Origin of the sequence: Lentzea sp. NPDC058450, from assembly GCF_042721395.1 — a bacterium.
Lineage (GTDB): Bacteria > Actinomycetota > Actinomycetes > Mycobacteriales > Pseudonocardiaceae > Lentzea.
In genome coordinates this window covers 90621-111482 of the sequence record NZ_JBHXLO010000004.1, presented here as the reverse complement: position 1 = coordinate 111482, position 20862 = coordinate 90621, and the positions used below count along the sequence as shown (strand labels likewise).

Annotated in this window: 18 protein-coding genes; 7 read left to right on the top strand and 11 right to left on the bottom strand. The window is 70.0% G+C overall.

The window, feature by feature from the left end; all coding sequences use genetic code 11:
- Positions 1 to 14: 14 nt before the first annotated feature.
- The 5 genes from ACFWNN_RS08650 to ACFWNN_RS08630 form a co-directional block, all read right to left on the bottom strand.
- Positions 15 to 2333, bottom strand: a complete 2319-nt coding sequence (locus ACFWNN_RS08650; RefSeq protein ID WP_382439266.1) for a hypothetical protein — start codon at positions 2331 to 2333, stop codon at positions 15 to 17.
- A 195-nt stretch (positions 2334 to 2528) separates the two neighbouring features.
- Positions 2529 to 4886: a bifunctional salicylyl-CoA 5-hydroxylase/oxidoreductase gene (locus ACFWNN_RS08645; protein ID WP_382439265.1), complete on the bottom strand. Its 2358-nt coding sequence runs from the start codon at positions 4884 to 4886 to the stop codon at positions 2529 to 2531.
- Complete coding sequence (locus ACFWNN_RS08640; protein WP_382439264.1) at positions 4883 to 6469, bottom strand: AMP-binding protein; 1587 nt, start codon at positions 6467 to 6469, stop codon at positions 4883 to 4885. The genes ACFWNN_RS08645 and ACFWNN_RS08640 overlap by 4 nt, the downstream gene beginning before the upstream one ends.
- A 29-nt stretch (positions 6470 to 6498) precedes the next feature.
- The gene (locus ACFWNN_RS08635) at positions 6499 to 7389 is read right to left on the bottom strand and encodes an acyl-CoA thioesterase (RefSeq protein WP_382439263.1); all 891 of its coding nucleotides are present in this window, start codon (positions 7387 to 7389) and stop codon (positions 6499 to 6501) included.
- Positions 7386 to 7856 (bottom strand): cupin domain-containing protein, encoded by a 471-nt coding sequence (locus ACFWNN_RS08630; protein ID WP_382439262.1) that lies wholly within the window; start codon positions 7854 to 7856, stop codon positions 7386 to 7388. Before ACFWNN_RS08630 ends, ACFWNN_RS08635 begins: the two co-directional genes overlap by 4 nt.
- Positions 7857 to 7908: 52 nt before the next feature.
- Between ACFWNN_RS08630 and ACFWNN_RS08625 the strand changes: the two genes are divergently transcribed.
- Genes ACFWNN_RS08625 through ACFWNN_RS08615 form a run of 3 tightly spaced genes read left to right on the top strand, consistent with a single transcriptional unit; the run spans position 7909 to position 10114 of the window.
- Complete coding sequence (locus ACFWNN_RS08625) at positions 7909 to 8325, top strand: RidA family protein (RefSeq protein ID WP_382439261.1); 417 nt, start codon at positions 7909 to 7911, stop codon at positions 8323 to 8325.
- 55 nt (positions 8326 to 8380) lie between these two features.
- Positions 8381 to 9256, top strand: coding sequence for a fumarylacetoacetate hydrolase family protein (locus ACFWNN_RS08620; RefSeq protein WP_382439260.1), 876 nt, complete (start codon positions 8381 to 8383; stop codon positions 9254 to 9256).
- A gap of 30 nt (positions 9257 to 9286) precedes the next feature.
- Complete coding sequence (locus tag ACFWNN_RS08615; RefSeq protein WP_382439259.1) at positions 9287 to 10114, top strand: PaaX family transcriptional regulator C-terminal domain-containing protein; 828 nt, start codon at positions 9287 to 9289, stop codon at positions 10112 to 10114.
- On the opposite strand, the gene ACFWNN_RS08610 is transcribed toward ACFWNN_RS08615, so the two are convergent.
- Positions 10111 to 10728, bottom strand: coding sequence for a M15 family metallopeptidase (locus ACFWNN_RS08610; protein WP_382439258.1), 618 nt, complete (start codon positions 10726 to 10728; stop codon positions 10111 to 10113). The genes ACFWNN_RS08615 and ACFWNN_RS08610 overlap by 4 nt on opposite strands.
- 51 nt (positions 10729 to 10779) lie before the next feature.
- Here ACFWNN_RS08610 and ACFWNN_RS08605 point away from each other — a divergent pair, with 51 nt between their 5' ends.
- Positions 10780 to 11265 carry a glutathione peroxidase gene (locus ACFWNN_RS08605; protein ID WP_382439257.1) on the top strand — a complete coding sequence of 162 codons (486 nt, stop codon included), beginning with the start codon at positions 10780 to 10782 and terminating at the stop codon, positions 11263 to 11265.
- Here ACFWNN_RS08605 and ACFWNN_RS08600 read toward each other — a convergent pair.
- Positions 11262 to 12563, bottom strand: a complete 1302-nt coding sequence (locus tag ACFWNN_RS08600) for an MFS transporter (protein WP_382439256.1) — start codon at positions 12561 to 12563, stop codon at positions 11262 to 11264. The genes ACFWNN_RS08605 and ACFWNN_RS08600 overlap by 4 nt on opposite strands.
- A gap of 164 nt (positions 12564 to 12727) precedes the next feature.
- Here ACFWNN_RS08600 and ACFWNN_RS08595 point away from each other — a divergent pair, with 164 nt between their 5' ends.
- Positions 12728 to 13846 (top strand): carboxylesterase family protein, encoded by a 1119-nt coding sequence (locus ACFWNN_RS08595; RefSeq protein ID WP_382439255.1) that lies wholly within the window; start codon positions 12728 to 12730, stop codon positions 13844 to 13846.
- A 93-nt stretch (positions 13847 to 13939) separates the two neighbouring features.
- Complete coding sequence (locus tag ACFWNN_RS08590; protein WP_382439254.1) at positions 13940 to 14785, top strand: BTAD domain-containing putative transcriptional regulator; 846 nt, start codon at positions 13940 to 13942, stop codon at positions 14783 to 14785.
- Here ACFWNN_RS08590 and ACFWNN_RS08585 read toward each other — a convergent pair.
- From ACFWNN_RS08585 to ACFWNN_RS08575, 3 genes are read right to left on the bottom strand one after another with little or no spacing between them, the layout of a single operon-like run.
- A complete protein-coding gene (locus tag ACFWNN_RS08585) occupies positions 14756 to 15274 on the bottom strand; it encodes a flavin reductase family protein (RefSeq protein WP_382439253.1) in 519 nt (172 codons plus the stop codon). The two genes, ACFWNN_RS08590 and ACFWNN_RS08585, sit on opposite strands and share 30 nt — an antisense overlap.
- A 10-nt stretch (positions 15275 to 15284) precedes the next feature.
- Positions 15285 to 17369: a tetratricopeptide repeat protein gene (locus ACFWNN_RS08580; RefSeq protein WP_382439252.1), complete on the bottom strand. Its 2085-nt coding sequence runs from the start codon at positions 17367 to 17369 to the stop codon at positions 15285 to 15287.
- An 11-nt stretch (positions 17370 to 17380) separates the two neighbouring features.
- Positions 17381 to 18586 (bottom strand): hypothetical protein, encoded by a 1206-nt coding sequence (locus ACFWNN_RS08575; RefSeq protein ID WP_382439251.1) that lies wholly within the window; start codon positions 18584 to 18586, stop codon positions 17381 to 17383.
- A gap of 381 nt (positions 18587 to 18967) precedes the next feature.
- On the opposite strand from ACFWNN_RS08575, the gene ACFWNN_RS08570 reads away from it, so the two are divergent.
- A complete protein-coding gene (locus ACFWNN_RS08570) occupies positions 18968 to 19888 on the top strand; it encodes a LysR substrate-binding domain-containing protein (protein ID WP_382439250.1) in 921 nt (306 codons plus the stop codon).
- Here ACFWNN_RS08570 and ACFWNN_RS08565 read toward each other — a convergent pair.
- The gene (locus tag ACFWNN_RS08565; protein WP_382439249.1) at positions 19885 to 20862 is read right to left on the bottom strand and encodes an amidohydrolase family protein; all 978 of its coding nucleotides are present in this window, start codon (positions 20860 to 20862) and stop codon (positions 19885 to 19887) included. The two genes, ACFWNN_RS08570 and ACFWNN_RS08565, sit on opposite strands and share 4 nt — an antisense overlap.

Here is a 20862-nt window from a genome sequence, read left to right as displayed (position 1 = left end):
CCCCTCCACCTCGATCACAGCGCGCAGAGCAACGAGCAGGCCTTCGCGGACGACCAGTCGCTGTACACCCGCGTCGCGTTGACCGGGGTGTACTTCGCCTTCGCCTTGTTCGTCATGGGGAACAGGGCGAGCAACGCGTAGGTCGAGCAGTGGACCACTTTGGACTCACCGGGCTGCAACGTGAACGGCCCGGTCTGGCAGGACGGCTCCACGTCGTCGACCACGTACGCGTCGACGATCGGGATCGGCCCGTTGTTCGTCACGGTCACCCGCCAGTACGCGGTGGCGTTCAGCAGGCCCAGCACACCGACCGGTGCCTGCTTGAGCCACGGCCCGGCCCCGCCCGCCTTGCAGTGCGACGGCGTGTACGAACCGCAGATCTCCTTGTTCACCACCACGTTCGGCATACAAGCCGCACCCGGCGCGACCTGCCGCGTCACCGTGTTGGACGAGAACGAGCCCGTCCCGTCGGTGCCGCCCGCGGTGTTCGCGACGGACGTGACCGCGCAGTCCGCGGAGATCGTGGTGCGGAAGCACACCTGCGGCGCGTCGCCGGAGAACTCGACGGACAGCGACGGCTGGTTGCCGTTGCCGAAGTCCGACGCGTTGTTCAGCACCAGCGACGCGGTGACCGTCAACGGGGACACCGTGACACCGGTCAGATCGACCGTGCCATCAGGCGCGAATCCAGGCACAGCAACGGGATTGCCGCCACCGTCCGTCGCCCGCACGCTCGACGCGCCGAAGTTCACGTTCGCCGGCGTCACCCCGACCAGCCGTGCCTTCGTGTAGCTCGTCGCGTGTTGCTGCCCGTCGCAGTAGAACTGCGAGGGGTTGAGCGACACGGAAGCGCCACTGCGAACGCATGGCGACGCTCCCGTGTCAGGATCCATGGAGAACAGCACGCCCGCGTCACCCAGCCCGATCAGGCAACCGGTGGGCGCGTCGTAGGCGTAGCCGTAATCCCTCGTGTGGCCCCCGTTGACGCCGGGGTGGTAGATGCGCGACGGCACTCCGGCGCACGCGGTGCCGGTGCTCCAGTCGTGGCACAGGGTCGCGCCGATGTACGGGCCGTTCCAGATGCCGAAGTAGCTGCGCACCCGGTCACCGGTGCGGACGACCTCCGGCGTGAACACCCACGTGTTGCTCTCGAGGCCGGTGAAACCGTTGGCCAACGGCGACCCGTCGACGGCGAAGCACGTGGTCACGTTCGTGGCACCGGCCGTGCTCGCGCACGCGCCCGTCTCCTGGCCCGTCGTGCTGTAGGCGGTGAAAGCGTTGTAGGAGTAGTTACCCGTGGGAGCGAGCTGTTTCGGCGCCGGCCAGCCCGCGCACCTGTCCGCGGTGCCGGGGTCGAAGCACGCCATCATCGGCGTGCCGCTGCCGACGGCCAGCGAGGACGACGCGAACAGCTTGCCTCCGGCGACGGCGAGCGCGCCGAGGTAGTAGCCGCCGTGGTTGGTGAACGGCACGATCGGCGCGTAGGGCTGGCCACCGCACGCGGTCTGCGTCGAGGGCGTCCAGCACAGCACCTGGCCGGAGTTCGCGACGCCGTAGAGGTTCCCGCCGATCTGGACGAACCCGGCCATCTCGAACGTCTGCGCGGACCGGTTCATCAACGGCCAGTACCCGCAGTTGCCGGGCGCGGCGAGGTCGAGGCAGCCGACGCCGATCGAGGACGCCGTCACGGCCGAGTAGTAGACGCGGGCGGGGTTCACGGTGTCGCGGACGTACTGCGGGGTGAGCGGGCTCGTGATGTCCCCGGTGTTGCCGGAGCCGAACGGGCCGGGCGTCGTGTTGAGCGGCTTCGGCCACGGCCCGCCGGTGCACAGCGAGCTGGTCGAGACGTCGGTGCACACCAGCTTCGGGTTGGTGAGACCGAGGTGGTGGTAGACGTTCCAGGCCTGCAGGCGCCCTTCCGGCGTGCGGTGCAGGATCGGGATGAACCCGTCACCGCCGGTGGGACTCGCGCTGGCCTGTACCGGCGGGGTCAGCACGTTCGCGAGGGCCTTGCCGCCGTTGCGCACGTTCGGGTGCGTGGCGGTGATCGGGTTGCCCTCCGTGCCGGTCCAGCCCGGCGGGACCTGCAACGACCCGGCCAGCAGGGACTGGCCGGCGCCGATGGGGTCGGTGATGGTGGCCGCGCCGTTGGCGGCGTTGTCGTACGACACGACCCACGAGGCGTTGGCGCCGTGCGCGGCGGGATCGGACACGCCCTGCACGGACTTGGTGAGCGTGGAAACGGGTGGCTGGGCGGCCACGGGCACTGCGGCGGTCAGCGTGCCGCCGGCGAGCACGCAGGCAAGCAGCACTGCCGGCAAACGTCTTCGCACGAGCGGACTCCCTTCAGCGGCGGTTCGGGAACAGACCGCCGACGCTAGGGACCCGCTCGTGCGCCAAACACCCACTCACCCGCGTGCGTGGGATGTCTGCCCCATCAGACCAACGCGCGAGCGCGGAACATGTGAACCCGCAACGGATTCCAATTCATAGCCGAATGAAGTTTCACCTGAACGCCGCTGAAATGCCTATCCGAGAACCGAATGCGCGCGGTGCGGAGTCCACCTGAGATGGACGGCGCGGTCCGGCGGGTCGGCCCGCAGCAACGACAACCGCGGCCGGATGGCGTCCGTCCGTGCCGAGGGCGGCTTGCGGCTGCCCGCCCGGTACTGGACCGGCCACTCGGCCTGATAGCCCTGGTCGGCGGCCGCGTGCAACGTCCAGTGCGGGTCGTAGAGGTGCGTGCGGCCGATCGCGCACAGGTCCGCACGCCCCGCCAGCAGGATCGAGTTGACGTCGTCGTACGAGGCGATCGCCCCGACCGCGATCACGGCCGCGCCGGTGACCTCGTGCCTGATCCGGTCGGCGAACGGGGTCTGGTAGCTCCGCCCGTACGCGGGCCGCTCGGCCGCGGTGACCTGGCCGCTGGAGACGTCGATCGCCTGAGCGCCGTGCGCCACGAACGCGCGAGCGATCTCCACCGCGTCGTGCTCGGTGTTGCCGCCGTCGACCCAGTCGGTCGCGGAGATGCGCACGATCATCGGCCGCTCGGCGGGCCACACGGCGCGGACGGCGTCGAACACCTCCAACGGGTACCGCAGCCGGTTCTCCAGGGAGCCGCCGTACTCGTCCGTGCGCTGGTTCGCGACCAGGGAGAGGAACGACGACAGCAGGTAGCCGTGCGCGCAGTGCAGTTCGAGCAGGTCGAAGCCCGCCTCGGCACCGCGCCGAGCCGCCGCGACGAACTCGCCGGTGATCCGGTCCAGGTCGGCGCGGGTGACCTCGGCCGGCACGGCGGAGCTCGGGCCGTACGGCAGCGCGGACGGGCCGCAGACCTCCCAGTTGCCCTCGGGCAGCGGGTCGTCCATGCCCTCCCACATCAGCCGGGTCGAGCCCTTGCGGCCGGAGTGGCCGAGCTGCAGCCCGATCCGGGCCGTGCCGCGGTCATGGGCGAACGCCACGATCCGCGCCCACGAGTCGCGCTGCTCGTCGTTCCACAGGCCGGTGCAGCCCGGCGTGATCCTGCCCTCCGGCGACACGCAGACCATCTCGGTCATGACCAGACCGGCGCCGCCCATGGCCTTCGAGCCCAGGTGGACGAGGTGGAAGTCGCCGGGCACGCCGTCGTCCGCCGAGTACATGTCCATCGCCGAGACGATCACGCGGTTCTTCAGCTCCAACGGCCCGAGCCGGAACGGCTGGAACATCGCCGGGGCAACACTCGCCAGCCCCTGCGAGGCGGCGAACTCCGCGTCGACCCGGTCGGCGAACTCGGCGTCGCGGGTGCGGAGGTTGTCGTAGGTGATCCGGCGCGAGCGCGTGAGCAGGTTGAAGCAGAACCGCGTCGGCTCCTGCCCGGTGTACATGCCGATGTTCTCGAACCACTCCAGCGACGCCTGGGCGGCCCGCTGGGTGGACTCGACGACGGGTCGCCGTTCGGCCTCGTAGGCCGTGAGGGCGGTTTCGACATCGGCGTGTTCGTGCAGGCACGCGGCAAGGGCGAGCGAGTCCTCCATCGCGAGCTTGGTGCCGGATCCGATCGAGAAGTGCGCGGTGTGCGCGGCGTCGCCGACCAGCACCAGGTTGCCGTCGTGCCACCGGGCGTTCCGGACGGTCGTGAAGCTCAGCCACTTCGAGTTGTTCGCGTACACCTCGTGGCCGTCGAGCTCCTTCGCGAACAGCTCGCGGATCCGGTCGACGGCGCGTTCGTCGGAGGCGCCGGGCGGGAACTCCTCGCCGGTGTCGAAGCCGGCGCGCCGCCACACGTCCTCGTGCATCTCGACGATGAACGTGGACCCCGTGTCGGAGTAGGGATAGCCGTGGACCTGCACGGTCCCCCACGGCGTGTCCTTGATGTAGAACTGGAACGCCTCGAAGACGAGGTCCGTGCCGAGCCACATGTACTTGTTCCGCCTGCGGTCCACAGTGGAGCGGAAGACGTCCTGGAACGCCTGCCGCACCTGCGAGTTGACGCCGTCCGCGCCGACCACGAGGTCGTGCGAGGCGCGCAGCTCCTCGGCGGCGGGCGCGGGTGTGGAGAACCGCACGTCCACGCCGAGAGCGAGGCACCGTTGCTGGAGCAGGTGCAACAGCTCCTTGCGGCTCATCGCGGCGAACCCCTGCCCGCCCACGGTGTGCGTCTCGCCGCGGTAGTGGATGTCGATGTCCGTCCACCGCGCGAACCGGCGGGCCATGGCGTCGGCGAACTCCGGGTCGGCGTTCTCGATCCCGCCCAGCGTCTCGTCCGAAAACACCACGCCGAAGCCGAACGTCACGTCCGGCGCCTCGCGCTCCCAGACCGTGACGACGTGGGTGGGGTCGAGCTGCTTCATCAACGCGGCGAAGTAGAGCCCGCCGGGGCCGCCACCGACTACAGCGATCTTCATGCGGGCACCTCGTCCTCGACGATCTTGCGCAGGGCGAAGCGCTGGAGCTTGCCGCTCGCGTTGCGGGGCAACGAGGTCCGGAACCGCACCTCGCGCGGGTACTTGTACGGCGCGATGGTCCGCTTCACGTGGTCCTGGATCTCGCGCGCCTTCGCGTCGTCGGCCGTCACGCCCTCGCGCAGCACCACGAACGCGCACACGACCGAGCCGCGTTCGTCGTCGGGCTTGGCGATGACGGCCGACTCCAGCACGTCCGGGTGCGCGTCGATGGCCTCCTCGACCTCGGGGCCGCCGATGTTGTAGCCGGAGGAGACGATCATGTGGTCGCTGCGGGCGTGGTAGTGGAAGTAGCCGTCCTCGTCGCGGTGGAAGACGTCGCCGGTGACGTTCCAGCCGCCGACCACGTAGTCCTTCTGCCTCGGGTCGTCGAGATAGCGACAGCCGACCGGGCCGATCACGCCGAGCCGTCCCGGTTCACCCGGCCCGAGCTCCTCGCCGTCGAGACCGAGCACGGTCGCGCGGTAGCCGGGGACGGGTTTGCCGGTGGAGCCCGGCCGGATGTCGTCGCCGGCGGCGGAGATGAAGATGTGCAACAACTCCGTGGCGCCGATGCCGTCGATCACCTTCAGCCCCAACGAGTCGTGCAGCCGCTGCCAGGTCTCCCGCGGGATGTGCTCCCCCGCCGACACCGCGCTGCGCAGCCCGGCGAGCTTCTGCTCCAGGCCGTCGCGCAGGATCGCCTTGTACGCCGTGGGCGCCGTCGCGAGAACCGTGACTCCTTGCTGCTGCACGAAGTCCGCGACCTGGGCCGGTGTGGCGGCCTCGGTCAGCAACGCGCAGGCGCCGGCTCGGAGCGGGAAGACCAGGAGCATGCCGAGGCCAAACGTGAAGGCGAACGGCGCGGTGCAGGCGACGAGGTCGTTCTCGGTGAGCCGGAGGACGTGCCGGCCGAAGGTGTTGTCGATCGACAGGACGTCGCGGTGGAAGTGCACGGTGATCTTGGGCGCCCCGGTGCTGCCGGACGTCGGCGCGAGCAACGCCACGTCGTCCGCGGCGGTGTCCACCGCGACGAACTCCCCCGGCTTGGTCCGCGTGCGGGCCGCGAGGTCGTCGTAGGTGAGGACTTCGAGGTCGGGGAAAGCCTGGACGTCCTCGGCGAACCTGGGGTCGACGAGCGCGATGGACGGCCGGGTGCGTTCGATGATCGGGGCGAGTTCACGCGTCCTGAGCGCCGCCATGGTCGTCACCACCACACCGCCCGCCTTGAGCACGCCGAGCCACGCGGCCGCGGTCCACGGGTTGTTCGGCGAGCGGAGCAGGACCCGTTGTCCCGCAACCAGTCCGAGGTCCTCGGTCAGCACCTCCGCGACCTGGTTGGCGCGGGTCTGCAGTTCACCGTACGTCCAGACCTCGCCCGCCGGGGTGCGCAGCGCGGGACGGTCGGGGCCGAACGCCACCACCGGGACGTCGATCAGCTCGACGGCGGCGTTGAGGCGCTCGGGGTAGGTCAGCTCCGGCGTCGTGAACTCGATCGCCGGCCATAACGCCGAGGGTGGGAGGTGGTCGCGAGCGAACGTGTCCATGGGCGTGAAGTCCTTCCGCGGGCGGCGGGTCAGGAAGCGCGGATCATGCCCTCCTGGGCAACGGTGGCGAGGTGCTGCTGGTCGCGGGTGAAGAAGCGGCCGTAGCCGAGCCCGCGTCCCTGATCGGCGGCGACGGCCTCCTGCACGTAGAGCAGCCAGTCGTCGACGCGGCCCGCGCGGTGGAACCACATGGCGTGGTCGAGGCTCGCGGTGACGAGACCCGGCTGAGCCCACGGCAGGTCGAGCACCCGCAGCACCGGTTCGAGGATCGTGTAGTCGCAGACGTAGGCCAGCGCGGCGAGGTCGCGCTGGGCGTCGGTCAGTCCGTCGACGGGCCGCAGCGGGTCGAACGGCTTGATCCACACGGCCTGGTGCGGCACCTTCGCGCCCTCGACGGCGAGGTAGACCGGGCCGGGCACGTGCCGCATGTCGAAGCTGCGGCCACCGGCCCAGTAGGCCTTCGACTCGTCGGTCATCGTGCCGCCGGTGCGGCCGTCGAGGTAGTCCGCGGAGGCGGGAAGGTCTTCTGGCGACGGCAGGTCGTCGGTGAACTCCGCCTGGAACGTCCCGCCCGGTTCGCCCGCCGCGAAGTTCGCCAGGCAGACGTAGAGGGGCTTGCCGTTCTGGTAGCCGCGGACCTGGCGCGTGCTGTAGCCGCGGCCGTCGCGCAGCAGTTCGACCTCGTAGCGCACCTGGGCGCCGATGTCGGCCGGGCGCAGGAAGTAGCTGTGCATCGAGTGCAGCGTCTTGCCGTCGGTCACCGACCGCATGGCGGCGGCCGCAGCGGCAGCGACCAGGTCACCGCCGTACGCCTTGGGCCACGGGCAGGGCTGGGTGACGGCCGTGAACGCGAGGTCGAAGTGCTCGGCCTCGGCCTTCTCCAGCGTGACGGCCTCGGTGAAGATCGCGGAGGTCGTCATCGGGTCAGCCAGTCGCGCAGGTCCTCGTCCGGCACGTCGTCGAGGTTCACGACGATGTTCTCCGGCGTCCGCGTGGTCATCCACGTCAGCGGGTTGTTGCGGTCGAGGTTGCACTCGATGTGCGGCATGAACGGCGGCACGAACACCCAGTCGCCCTCCGCCATGTCGAGGTAGTCCTCGAACTTCTCGCCGAAGTAGATCCGCGCCCGCCCGGACAGCACGTACCCGCCGGTCTCGGCCTCGCCGTGGTGGTGCGTGACGGACCGGTAGCCGGGCTCGTTCGTGACCTTGCCGAACCACAGCTTCGTCGCCGGGGTGTGCTGGATGCTCACGCCCGAGACGCGGATCGCGCCACCGGAGTTCGCCGTGTCCGGGTTCTCGGCACCGCCGCGCGTCACGACCGGCGCGACCAGACCACTGGGCAGCCGGTACAGCGAGTTGTCGCCTTCGAGCTGGTACTTGCTCAAGTCGGGCTCCATATCTCGTATTCTTCACGACCGTCAGATAGTGTCAATACTCATGAAGCCTTTGGCAGTGAACCCGGCCAGCCTTCCGGCACCGAGCGGCTACTCCCACGGCACCCTGTCCGGCACGACGCTGCACCTCGGCGGCCAGACCGCGCTGGACGCGGACATGAAGATCGTTCCGGGCGGCATCGTCGAGCAGTTCCGCCAGGCGTTCGGCAACGTCCTGACGACGTTGCGCGCAGCGGGTGGTCTGCCGGAAGACCTGGTCAGCATCACGATCTACCTCACCGACATCCCCGACTACCAGGCGCACGGCAAGGAGATCGGCAAGGTGTGGCGCGAGCTCGCCGGACCCGTCTACCCGGCCATGGCGGGCATCGGCTGCACCGCGCTGTGGCAGCCGGAGGCGCTCATCGAGATCCTCGGCGTCGCGGTCATCCCGGAAGAGCGCCTGGTCAGGCCGAACTGAATCGATAGCGCTTTCATGATCGACGCAACGTGAACGCAATATCGGAGGTGCTCGGGTGAAGCTCGCGTCTGTGTCCGTCGGCGGTGTGCGCCGTGCGGGTGTCGTCGACGAGACGGAACGCACCGTCTCGTTGTTGTCCGTCACGGTCGACGACGTCGTGCGCGGGGCGCCGGTGGAAGCCGGCGAGGTCGTGTCGCTGGACGAGGTGCGGCTGGAGTCGCCGCTGAGCCGCTTCAACCGGGACGTGCTGTGCACCGGCTGGAACTACTGGGACCACTTCGAGGAGTCGGCCGGCAAGCGCGAGGGCCAGGACCCGGCGTCCCGCCCGGTGCGGCCGACGTTCTTCACGAAGGGCCCGGACACGGTGATCGGTCCGTCCGACCCGATCGCGTTCGACCCGTCGTTGTCCCAGAAGTGGGACTACGAGGCGGAGATCGCGATGGTCGTCGGCCGCGACGGCCGGTCGATCCCCGAGGAGAAGGCGCTCGACCACGTCTTCGGTTTCGTCGTCGCCAACGACGTCTCGCAGCGCGACCTGCAACGCGCGCACGGCGGCCAGTGGCTCAAGGGCAAGAGCCTCGACGCCACCATGCCGCTCGGCCCGTGGCTGACCACTCTCGACGAGATCGACGATCTCGCGGGAATGCGGGTGCAGTGCGAGGTCAACGGCGTGCTGCTGCAGGACGCAACGAGCGCGCAGATGGCGTTCACGTTCGCCCAGATCATCGCCGAGCTCAGCGAGGGCATGACGCTGCGCGCCGGGGACGTGATCCTGACCGGCACGCCCAGCGGGGTCGGCAACGCGCGTGAGCCGCAGATCTTCCTGAACGACGGCGACGTGGTCGTGACGCGGGTCAGCGGGCTCGGCGAGCTGCGCAACACCGTGACGCTGACCGACCTCGCGAGCCCGGACGTTAAGCTCGCGACCTGATCAAGGAGGAGTGCGCTGAACGTCGCGGACATGACCGTGGAAGCCGCGGCTCCCGCCGGACGCGACCGGCTGGGCCCGCTCATCATCACGATCTTCGGCCTCTACGCGCGCACGGAGCACAACTGGCTCTCCGTGGCGTCCGTCGTGCAGCTCATGGCCGACCTGGGCGTCGAGGGCCAGGCCGTGCGGTCGTCGATCTCGCGACTGAAGCGCCGGGGCGTCGTACGGGCCGAACGCCGCGACGGCGCCGCTGGGTACGTGCTGGCCGAACCGACGCTGAAGACGCTGGCCGAGGGCGACACCCGCATCTTCGAACGCCGCCGCGCCACCGCCGACGACGGCTGGCTGGTCGTGGTCTTCTCGGTGCCGGAGTCCGAACGCGACAAGCGGCACGCCCTGCGCACCAGCCTGACCCAGCTCGGCTTCGGCACCACCGCGCCCGGTGTGTGGGTGGCGCCCGGCAACCTCGCCACCGAGACCCGCCGCACGCTGGAGCGCCGGGGGTTGGCGGAGTACGTCGACATCTTCACCGGGCAGCACTTCGCGTTCGGCGACCTGCGCTCGAAGGTGCGCGCCTGGTGGGACCTCGACGAGCTCGCGGACCTCTACGCGGACTTCCTGCGCCGGCACCGCCCGTTCCTCGACGCCGGCGCCACCACGCCGGAGCAGGCGTTCCAGGCGTACGTACCGATGCTGACCGCGTGGCGCCGCCTGCCGTACAGCGACCCGGGCCTGCCCCTCTCGCTGCTGCCGCCCGGCTGGAACGGCGTGACGGCGGAGGCGTTGTTCGAGCAGCTCAACACGACCTTGAGCGCCCCGGCCCGCGAACACGCCCTGGCCGTGATCCACGGTCGTTAGCCCGCGTTGCTCTGCGGCTGCGGGCACTGGCCGCCGGGGGTCGTGAGCAGCTCGAAGTGCCACATCTCGTTGGCGTAGGCCTGGCACAGCCCGTAGTCGGAGCCGTGCTGGATGAGCCAGTCGTCGGCGTTCGTAGGCCCGATGTCGATGGCCTTGCCGGTGACGTGCGCCGACTTCTCCGGCGGGTGCACCCACCGTCGCGCCTCTTCCTCGCTGCGGTAGAGGTCGATCGCCTGGTCCAGCAGCCGCTGCTGGTACTCCCGGCTGCGCCAGCCCGACGTCACCCGGAACTCCACGCGGCTCTTCGCGGCCGCGGCGGCCTTGCGCACCGCCGCGAGCAGTTCGGGGTCGAGGTTGGCGATCGCGGCGTGCTGGTCGTCGTCGAGCGAGATGCTCTGCCCCTCGGGAATGCTGCCGTCCCCGGCCACCCGCCCGCTCGGTGCCTCACCCGCCGCCGAAACGCCTCCCGCGTCCCCGCTACCACCCGCGTGCGGGCCCGGCGCGCCTGCCGAACACCCGGCCACGAGAGCCACCACCACGATCCACAGTCCTTTACCGGCCACGACGTCGAGCCTGGCGAACCGATGTCCCCGGATGGCGCGCGGAACGTGCACAACGCGTCCTCGTTGTGTAACAGATATTCCCCATGAACTAGGTTCAAGGCCATGGAGATCTACGACATCCCGGTCCACACCCTCGCGGGCGAGCCCGGCGACCTGAGCGCGCTCAAGGGCAAGGTCGCGCTCGTCGTCAACGTCGCCTCCCGCTGCGGCCTCACCCCGCAGTACGCGGGCCTGGAGCGACTGCAGGCGAAGTACGGGGCCGAGGGCTTCTCCGTGGTCGGCTTCCCGTGCAACCAGTTCATGGGCCAGGAGCCGGGCACGTCCGAGGAGATCGCCACGTTCTGCTCCGCCACCTACGGGGTGTCGTTCCCGCTGTTCGAGAAGATCGAGGTCAACGGGCCTGGTCAGCACCCGGTCTACCAGGAGCTGACCAGGCACGCCGACGCCGACGGCACCGCCGGTGACGTGCAGTGGAACTTCGAGAAGTTCCTGGTCTCGCGGGACGGGGAGGTGCTCGCGCGCTTCCGTCCGCGCACCGAGCCTGAGGACGCCGCGATCACCGAGGCGATCGAGGCAGCCCTCCGCTAGGCGGTCACCGGGGCGTCGACCCGGCGCGGGACCGGGGACGTCCGGAACGCCAGGACCGCGGCCAGCAGGCTCAGCGCGCACACCGCCGTGATGTAGGCGCTGACGCCGGTCGTGGCGCCGGTCTCGTTCAGGATCGCCGTGGACACGAGCGGCGCCAGGCCACCGCCGAGCAGGGCCGCGAGCTGCAGCAGCAGCGACGAGCCCGAGTAGCGGACGTTGGCCGGGAAGGTGTCCGCGACGATCGCCCCCTGCACGCAGTGGGTGATCGGGATGATCAGGCCCATGCCGACCAGCGCGACGATGATGACGGCCGTGCTCTTCGTGTTGAGCAACGGGAAGAACGCGGCCGCCCACACCAGCAGCGCCACCGAGCCCCACAGGAACATGCCGCGCCGCCCGCGACGGTCCGCAATGGACGTCCACACCGGAATCGTGAACAGCCAGAGCGCCGCCGCGATCGTGACGGTGATCAGCAGGAACTGCCGGTTAAGCCCCAGTTGCGCGGTGCCGTACGAGAGGCTGAAGACCAGGAACAGGTAGGCCACCGCGGAGTTCGCGATGCTGAGCACCAGGGTCAGCACCAGCTTGCCCGCGCCGACCGACAGCGCCTCCTTCAACGGGAAGCGCACGATCTCACGGCGTTCGACCGCCTTCGCGAACGACGGGGTCTCGGTCACCCTCATCCGGATGACCAGGCCGACCACCACCAGCGCGGCGCTGAGCAGGAACGGGATGCGCCAGCCCCACGACGTGAAGGCCGCGGCGGGCATCACCGTGCTGGTGATCAGGAAGACGGTGTTGGCCAGCACCAGACCGGCCGGCGTGCCCATCTGCGGGAAGCCGGCGTACCTGTTGCGCTGGTCGGACGGCGCGTGTTCCAAAGCCATCAGGTTCGCGCCCGCGTTCTCACCGCCGAGGCCGATGCCCTGCACGACGCGCAACGCGACCAGCAGGATCGGCGCCCACACGCCGATCGTGGCGAAGCCGGGCAGCACGCCGATCAGCGTCGAGCCGATTCCCATCAGCACCAACGACACCACGAGTGTCATCTTGCGGCCGATGCGGTCGCCGTAGTGACCGAAGACCAGTCCGCCGAGCGGCCGGGCGATGAACCCGACGGCGAACGTGCTGAACGCGGCCAGCGTTCCGGCCGCGGGCGACAGCGACGGGAAGAACTGCTTGTTGAAGATCAGCGCGGAAGCCGTGCCGTACAAGAAGAAGTCGTACCACTCCAGCGTCGCGCCGGTGAGTGTCGCGAGCGCGACCTTCCGTTGCGACGTGGCGGCTCGTTCACTCATGGTGGCCTGCCCAGGTCGGGTTGACGGGGTGTGTTGGCCGAAAGCGTGACCTGGGTCGCACAGCCGCACAAATACCGATCAGCGCCCTCGCCATGCCCGCACGGCTATACCGGCAGCCAGATTCCGCATTTGCCGCGCATGGCTTGAGGCGGGACGGTGGGGTGGTGACAGTCCGAACCGGTCCCCTGCGCTACGCCACCGCCACCCGTTTCGCCACGCCCGTGCGGTCCCGCACGGAGAGGTCGTCCGGCCAGATCAGCCCGCAGCCGCGATCGAGACTCGAAGCCGTCATGGGACCGCCGCGCGACGACCGCCCGCAGGGCGAGGACTGCCTGAACCTGTCGATCTCGACACCCGCGTACGACCAGGGCCGGCGCCCGGTCCTGGTGTGGCTGCACGGCGGCGGGTTCAGCAGCGGAGCGGGCCTGCTCGACTGGTACGACGGCTCGGCGTTGTCCGAAGAGGGCGATGTGGTCGTGGTGAGCGTGAACTATCGTTTGGGCGCATTGGGTTTCCTCGTCGCGGACGACGTGAGCGACGGCAACCTCGGGCTGCTCGACCAGGTCGAGGCGTTGCGGTGGGTGCGGGACAACGTCGACCGGTTCGGCGGCGATCCGGAGCAGGTCACGGTGTTCGGGCAGTCGGCGGGCGCGATGTCCGTCCTCCTGCTGCTCGACCACCCCGAACGGCTGTTCCGGCGCGCGGTCCTGCAGAGCCTGCCGCACGGCGTCGACCCGTTGGCCCGCACCGAGGCCGCCGAGACCGGTGCCGAGTTCGCCGAACTGCTGCGCGGACTGCTGTTCTCCCCTTCCCCCACCGAGATCGTGCACGCCCAAACGGAGATCGCCCGCCGCCACCCGGGAGTGGCACCGGCTTTCCGGCCCGTCGTCACGCCCTGGGAGCCAAAGGACTTGACCGGTGTCGAGATCGTTCACGGGTGGAACGCCGACGAGATGACGGCGTTCGGTGGCGAACGCGACGGCGGCGTGTTCGCGGACGACGACTTCGCGCACCGGATGGAGGAACGCGGCGCACGGGTGTTCACCTACTACAACGCCTGGCGCCCGGCCGGTTCCGTCTACGGGGCGACGCACTGCGTCGAGTTGCCGCTGCTGCTGGGGTCCGCACGGGCGTGGGCGGGGTCGCCGATGCTCGGTGACATGCCTTGGGAGGACGTGGATCGGCTCGGCCGCGACCTGCGCGCCTCGTGGATCTCCTTTGCCAGGAACGGGATCCCCGGCCCGACGGACGGCCTCCCGGTCACCTGGCCGAGCGTGCCATAGGTCGGACCGGCAGTTTCCAGGTGAGCACTACCTAACTGACGGTCGCCTGGTGAACACTCTCGGAGTCGGACATACCGGGAGGCGGCGATTCACGTGGCAACGGGAGACGAACCGCCGCGGTTCCGGGTCCTCGGCACGTTCGAGGTGACGCGGGGCAACCGCCGCTGCACCCCGACGGCGTTGAAGCAACGCGCGTTGCTGGCACTGCTCGCCTTGCACGCCAACGAGTTCGTGCCGACGAGTCGCATCGTGGACCAGCTGTGGACCCGCGGCGCACCCCGTTCGGCAGTAGCCGCACTGCACGGCTACGTCACGTCCGTGCGGCGCGTTCTGGCTCCGGGCTGGAACTCGCGCACGTCGCATCCCATGCTCAACACCCGTCCCTCCGGCTACGTGCTCAGCCTGGAGCCGGACCAGCTGGACCTGACCAGGTTCCGCGAACTGGCACGGCAGGGGCAGCTCGCCATGGCCACCAACGACTGCCAGTTCGCGCGGGAGAAGTTCGCCGCCGCACTGGCGTTGTGGCGCGGCGCACCGCTCATGGACCTGCGCGAGACGGGCATCTTCGAGCACGACATCGCCCGCCTGGAGAAGGAGTACCTCGAACTGCTGCGCAACAGGTTCGACGTCATGCTCTGCAACGGCGACGGGCACCTGGCCGTGTTCGACCTGGAGGAGCTGTGCCGGACCTACCCGTTGTGGGAGCGATTCCACGAACAGCTGATGCTCGCACTGTGCCAGGCCGAACGCCGCGCGGACGCGCTGACGGCGTACGCGCGGGCGTACCGGCTGCTGACGAGTCAGGCCGGCATCGAACCGGGGCCGCGGCTGCGGGCCATGCACCAGGTGATCCTCAACGGCGAGGACCCGTTCGACCGGGAGCACCGGCACGAACGGGTGCTCACCGGTCTACAGCTGGCGCACACCGTTTCCCCGTAGCCTCCAGTCGAAGAGACGGCGGTAGAAGACGAGCGGCTCCGCCTCCTGGACCTCCGCCCGCGTCACCTCACCGATCAGGATCGTGTGGTCGCCGTGGTCCATCACGGCGGAAGTGGTGCAGCGCAGGTAGATCGGCGCCGCGCACAACCGGGGCACCGACCCGTCCCACGCCCACACGACGTCGGCGAACTTGTCGGCGCCGCGGCTCGCGAACGTCCGCGCGGTGCGTTCCTGCGCGTTGCCGAGCACGTGCACACCGAACTCCGCGCTGAGCGTCAACGGCTCGCAGCACCGCGACGCGTGATCGACCACCACGAGCACGGACGGCGGATCCACGCTGTACGAACAGATCGAGGACACCAGGAGCCCGCACGGCCGGCCGCCCTCCTGCCGCGTCGTGACGACGGCGAGGCCGGAGACCAGCCGGCTCATGGCGTCGGTGAACGCGGCCACCGGGAGTCCGGTGGCCACGTTCTCCGTTGCTGTCACGGCGTTTCCCCTAGCCGACCGACGCCGCGGCGCAGAGTTCCCTGCGCTCGCGGGCGTCCTCGTCGTCGGTCACCGCGAGCACCGCGTCGTAGTCGAGGATCGCGGCCGCGAGCTCGCCGGACTCCTCGTACGCGATCGCGCGGTTGTAGCGGACCTCGGGGTTGTCGTCGAGCGTCAGAGCCCGGCTCAGGTAGTCGATGGCGTCGGTCAGTTCGCCGGACGCCACCGCGATCGTGCCGCGGATGGCCCACGCCTCGGCGAGCTTGTCGTTGCGCTGCACCGCCTGCGCCAACGCCTCGGAGGCCGCCGCGTACTCGTCCCGCTCGACCAGCAGCTGGCCCTTGAGGCACAACAGGTGCGCGTTGGCCGGGGCGAGTTCGAGAGCGGCGGCGACGTCGCGCCACGCCCCGTCGAGGTCGCCCTGGGCCAGCAGGTACCCGGCGCGGTTGATGCGCGCGTCGACGTGCTTCGGGTCGAGCTCGATGACGTAACCGAAGTCCTCCATCGCGCCCTCGACGTCGCCGAGCGCCAGTCGTGCGTCACCGATGTTGTAGTAGGCCTCGGGGAACGGCGGCGAGAGCCTCAGCGCCTCGCGGTAGGCCTCGACCGCCTCCTCGTCGCGGCCGAGCCTGCGCAGCACGTTGCCGACGTTGAAGTGGTGCTCGGGGAAGTTCGGGTCGCGTTCGAGCACGTAGCTGTAGTCGGCGAGCGCGTCGTCGAGCCTGCCCATCGCGCCGTAGACCTGCGCCCGGTTGTAGCGCAGCACGAGCCGGTGCAGCACGTGCTCGTCCGGTTCGAGGTCGCGGTCGAGCCGGGCCATCCCCTCGTTGACCAGGTCGAGCGCGACCTGCGGCTTCTGCTCGCGGACCTCGACGAGCGCGAGGCCGTTGCGGGTGAAGACGGACTGGAAGGCTTCCTTCTTCGGGTCGGTCAGCTGGGACGCGATCGCGATGGCGAGGTTCATCCACGCCCGTGCGCGCACGTAGTCGCGTTCGGCCTCGGAGTAGTGCCGGGCGTGCAGCATGGCCGTGGAGTAGGCCAGCTCCAGGTGGATGCCCGCGTCCGTGGAGGCGGCGCGTCCCTCGACGTAGAGCGTCTCGGCCTCGGCGGCGCGGCCGACGGCGGCCAGCACGATGCCGGTCTGGAAGGTGAGGTGCCACCACAGGTCCGGGTCGGCCTCGCGGTCCGCCGCCGCCCGGCCGCGCAGGCCGTGGTCCGCGGCGGCCTGGTAGAGCCCGACCTTGTGGCAGTGGTCCAGGGCGACACGCAACGCCCGCGCGCCGATTCCGGCGGGATCACTGCCGTGCTCCAGGTGGAACGGGATCGCGCCGAGCCGCAACGAGAAGTCGTCGGACTCGGCGAGCGCCGCGGCACGAGCGTCGTGCAGGGCGGCACGGGCTTCGGCCGGCAGTTCCAGGTAGGCGGCACGCAGCCGCGGGTCGTCGTCGGTGCCGTCACTGTCCACATAGGCCTGCGCGAGGTCACCGGTCAGCGGCAGGTCCTGCCCGGGCTCGGCGTCCACGGCCTGGGCGTGCGCGGCGATCGTCTGCGCCAGCGACACGTCGATCTCACCGCGCGGGTCGACGAGCGGCTCGCGGCTCGTGCCGACGACGACGGTCAGGTCCGGGATGTCCCCGCGCCGCAGCAGGACCGCGATGAACTCCTGGTCGGACGCGTCGGCCTCGTGCGCGTTCTCGATCACGAGCGTGCGCGGCCCGCCGCCGAGGGCGGTGAGGTAGTCGCGCAGCAGCTCGGCCAGGCCGTTCGCGATGTTGCGGGTGTGCAGCCGCGAGTAGTAGCGGGTGCGCTCGCTGTCCTGCACGGCCCATTCGAGCGTGTGCCAGGCGCTCGGCACCCGTCCCGCGAGCTCCGGCGTGGTCGTCAGCAGCTCGATGTTGTGCCGCTCCGCGAGTTCCGGGCAGCGTTCCAGCAGGTCGTCGGCGATCTGGCGGAACAACGCGCCCGCAGCCGTGTACGGTCCGCGCAGCCGCCGGTGGGCGTCGAGGACCGCCCAGACCGGCGGCAGCTCCAGTGCGGCGAGGGCGTGAGCCCGGTCGCGCCGCCGGTCGGCGCGGATCCAGTAGCGGCTGTCCATGGTGCGTCCTTTCAGTGAATGACGTGGTGCAGACGACGGTCGCGGCGCGCCTTGACCCGTTCGCGGACCATGAGCCAGCCGAGGACCGCGCACTGCGCGAGCGCCACGGCGCCGAAGACGATCGAGTCGAGCAGCTGGGCCGTCGGCACGCCGTCACCCGTGAGCCGCCCGATGACGCCGGTGACGAACCGGTAGAGCACGGGGGCGCCGGCCAGCACGAACGTCGTGAGGCTCGCGGTGTACCCGACGACCACGAGCCACGAGTACCAGCGCCCGACCTTGCGGTCGACGGGGTGCAGCAGCTCCTCGTCCGTCTCCGGCCGCCCGAACAGCCGGCGCAGCCGATTGCGGAAGATCTGGATCGCGGCACCGTGGAGGTCGACGCACCCGAGCACCGTGCTGACGAGCACGTAGATGTCCGTGCGCAGGTACAGGAAGAACTGCCAGATCACCCGCAGCAGCGCGGCGAACGCGACGGCCAGCAGGAACCGCCCGAGACCGCTCAGCGATCCGTCCGGGTGCCGGGTCAGGTCGGCGGCGACGGTGCACGCGGCGATGCCGAGCACGTCCGCCAGCAGCCCGGCCACGATGGGCAGATAACGCTGCCTCCGCGGGACGGCGACGAGCCCGTCGAGCGAGGTCTCGAGCACGATGAAGTAGAGCCGCCGCCCTATTCGCAACCGCGATCGCACGCCCAGCCGCCGCCCCGCCAGCGCGTGGAACGACTCGTGCAGGAACAACAGCGGAATCGCGGCGAGGAACAATCCGACCTGAATGACCATGTAATAGTCGGAGAAGAAGATGTTGTGATAAGTCGGCCGCAGATCCGCGTTGAACACCATCGCGGACAGTCCCCAGAGCGTCAAAGCCGCGTAAACGACCCAGGCGAACGGCGAGAACAACGCCTTGCCGAGATCGCTGAAACGAACGGGTGCCTTCTCGACGGCCACCTCGCCGGTGCCGCGAATGAGGTCGAGCTCCTCCAGCCCCGCGAGGACGTCCTCGACGTCGACCTCTTCCCCGTATTCGCGTTCGAACCACGCCGCCGCCTCGCGCGGGGTGTCGCCGTCGACCAGCCGCCGCACGAGTGCGGCGCCCTCACCGGGGAAGATGCCGTACGAGTCGACGTCGGCGCGGCCGATCGTCACCTCGTCGCCGTCCTCCAGGAACACCAGCGGGTGCAATGGCACCGGCCGGTCCAGATCGAACTCGGTCACGACGTTCCTCCCCCTGCGACGAAGTCGGATGCGCTGGGCACGCGAGCCCAGCGCATCCGCGTCCCGCCTTAGGCCGGCTTGACGTTGTACTGCGAGCACGCGGCCGCCGTGAGGCGAACCGGGCCGACCTTGCGAATGGTGATTCGCTTCATCTTGGCCTTGGGCTTCTGCATGAGAACTCCTCCCTCCGGTGAACTTCGAACAACCTGGAGTCTGCCCGCGCACACCAAGAAAGCTCCAAGAAGACTCCAAAATCGTTTTGGCCCCGCACGGGCAACGAAAAGCGAATGGGCAGTATCGCCGCGAACGGCCGTGCGGAAGCCCCAACGCACCCCTGCGCGCGCACCGGCCCGCATCCCCTCAGGCGCGTAGGGTCGGATCATGAAAACCCCCCGGCTGCTCGACGGCAGGCTGAAGCTGCGCCACCTCGTGCTGCTGGACGCACTCCTCCGCCAGGGCACCGTCGTGGGCGCGGCCGCCGCCCTCCACGTCACCCAGCCCGTCGTCACCCGCGGCCTGCACGAACTGGAGGAGATCCTCGGGGTCACCCTGTTCGACCGCGGCCCGCGCGGCATCACGCCCACCGTCTACGGGTCGGCGTTCGGCGAGCACGCCAGGGCCGTGCTCGCCCAGCTCACCGAGGCTGGCCGGCACCTGGTGGAGCTGGCGGAGGCCGAACGCGGCACGGTCGTCGTCGGCACGCACCTGGCCGGCACCAACGTGTTGCTGCCCAGGGCCATCACCGCGATGAAGCGCAAGAGGCCCAACCTGACGGTGATCGTGCGGGAGGCCGCGCCGGAGCCGTTGCTCGTGGACCTGGCGGCCGGGCGCGTCGACATGATCGTCGGGCGGCTCACGGCCCCGTCGGACGAGCAGCTCGAACGGCGCAAGCTCTACGACGAGGCGGTGCACCTCGTCGTGCGGACCACGCATCCGCTGGCGGGCAGGGAGGTCGGGCCCGCCGACCTGGCGAAGCACCCGTGGATCATGCCCGGTGCGGAGACGGTGCTGCGGCGCGAGCTGGAGCAGTTCTTCGCCCGCCACGAGATCGCGCTGCCGGTCAACCGGGTGGAGACGACGTCGTTCCTGATCGTGCGGGAACTGCTGGTGGAGAACGACTTCATCGCCGCTCTCCCGAGCCTGATCACGGTCGACGACGAGCGCCTGACCCGGCTGCAGGTCCAGCTCGACCAGGTCGGGCACAGCGTGGGGCTGACGTTGCCGTCCCGCACGCTGAGCCCGTCCGCCGAGGCGTTCATCGAGTGCCTGACGGCGATCGCGTCCGAAATGGACGGACGCTAACCCAGGAACCGCAGGGCGTTGCCGCGCGAGATCAGCTCGCGCTGCGCGTCGTCGAGGAACGCGCTCTTCGTCACGACCCCGCCGACGGGCCGCTCCCCCAGCGGGTACGGGTAGTCGCTGCCGACCACGACCCGGTCGACGCCGACGGTCTCGACCAGCAGCCGCAACGCGCGTTCGTCGAACACCACGGAGTCGACGTAGAACCGGCCGAGGTAGTGCGACGGCGGGAACTCGGACGTGCCGATCACGTCGTGGCGCTGGTGCCACGCGTTCTCGGTGCGCCCCAGCCAGAACGCGAACGAACCACCGCCGTGCGCGAAGCAGATCCGCAGCCGCGAGTCGATCCGGTCGAACACCCCGCCGAGGATCAGCGCGAGCACGGACAGGTGCGTCTCGGCCGGCATGCCGGTCAGCCACTGCGCCATCCACCGGTCGTTGCGCGGCGTGCTCGCCATGTCCCACGGGTGCACGAACACCGGCACGTCCAGCGAGGCCGCGTGCTGGAGGAACGCGACCACGCCCTCGCTGTCGAGGTCGAGATCACCGACGTGGTTGCCGATCTCGACACCGCGATGACCGTTGGCCACACTGCGTTCCAGCTCGAGGCACGCCTCGTCCGGGTCCTGCAACGGCACCTGGCAGAACGGGATCAGCCGGTCCGGCGCGGGCGCCACGATCTCCAGCGCGAGGTCGTTGAAGATCCGCGCGACCTCGGCGGCCTCCCCCGCGGGCAGGCCGTAGGAGAAGAACGCCGGCGTGGGCGAGACGACCTGCGCGTCCACACCGTCGGCGTCCATGTCCGCGAGCCGCAGCGACGCGTCCCAGCAGTTCGACTGGACGCGCCGGAACTCACGGGCACCCATCATGATCATGGCGTCGGACGCCGACTCGACCCGCAGCCAAGGCGCGTCCGGACCGGGAAGCGCGGGCCAGGACTGCGGAACGTAGTGCGTGTGGACGTCGATGATGCCCAT

Bases quoted from the DNA above. Each gene is read 5' to 3' on its own strand.
- ACFWNN_RS08645 (WP_382439265.1), bottom strand. From the start codon at position 4,886: ATGAAGATCGCTGTAGTCGGTGGCGGCCCCGGCGGGCTCTACTTCGCC.
- ACFWNN_RS08640 (WP_382439264.1), bottom strand. From the start codon at position 6,469: ATGGACACGTTCGCTCGCGACCACCTCCCACCCTCGGCGTTATGGCCG.
- ACFWNN_RS08635 (WP_382439263.1), bottom strand. From the start codon at position 7,389: ATGACGACCTCCGCGATCTTCACCGAGGCCGTCACGCTGGAGAAGGCC.
- ACFWNN_RS08625 (WP_382439261.1), top strand. From the start codon at position 7,909: ATGAAGCCTTTGGCAGTGAACCCGGCCAGCCTTCCGGCACCGAGCGGC.
- ACFWNN_RS08615 (WP_382439259.1), top strand. From the start codon at position 9,287: ATGACCGTGGAAGCCGCGGCTCCCGCCGGACGCGACCGGCTGGGCCCG.
- ACFWNN_RS08605 (WP_382439257.1), top strand. From the start codon at position 10,780: ATGGAGATCTACGACATCCCGGTCCACACCCTCGCGGGCGAGCCCGGC.
- ACFWNN_RS08600 (WP_382439256.1), bottom strand. From the start codon at position 12,563: ATGAGTGAACGAGCCGCCACGTCGCAACGGAAGGTCGCGCTCGCGACA.
- ACFWNN_RS08580 (WP_382439252.1), bottom strand. From the start codon at position 17,369: ATGGACAGCCGCTACTGGATCCGCGCCGACCGGCGGCGCGACCGGGCT.
- ACFWNN_RS08570 (WP_382439250.1), top strand. From the start codon at position 18,968: ATGAAAACCCCCCGGCTGCTCGACGGCAGGCTGAAGCTGCGCCACCTC.
- ACFWNN_RS08565 (WP_382439249.1), bottom strand. From the start codon at position 20,862: ATGGGCATCATCGACGTCCACACGCACTACGTTCCGCAGTCCTGGCCC.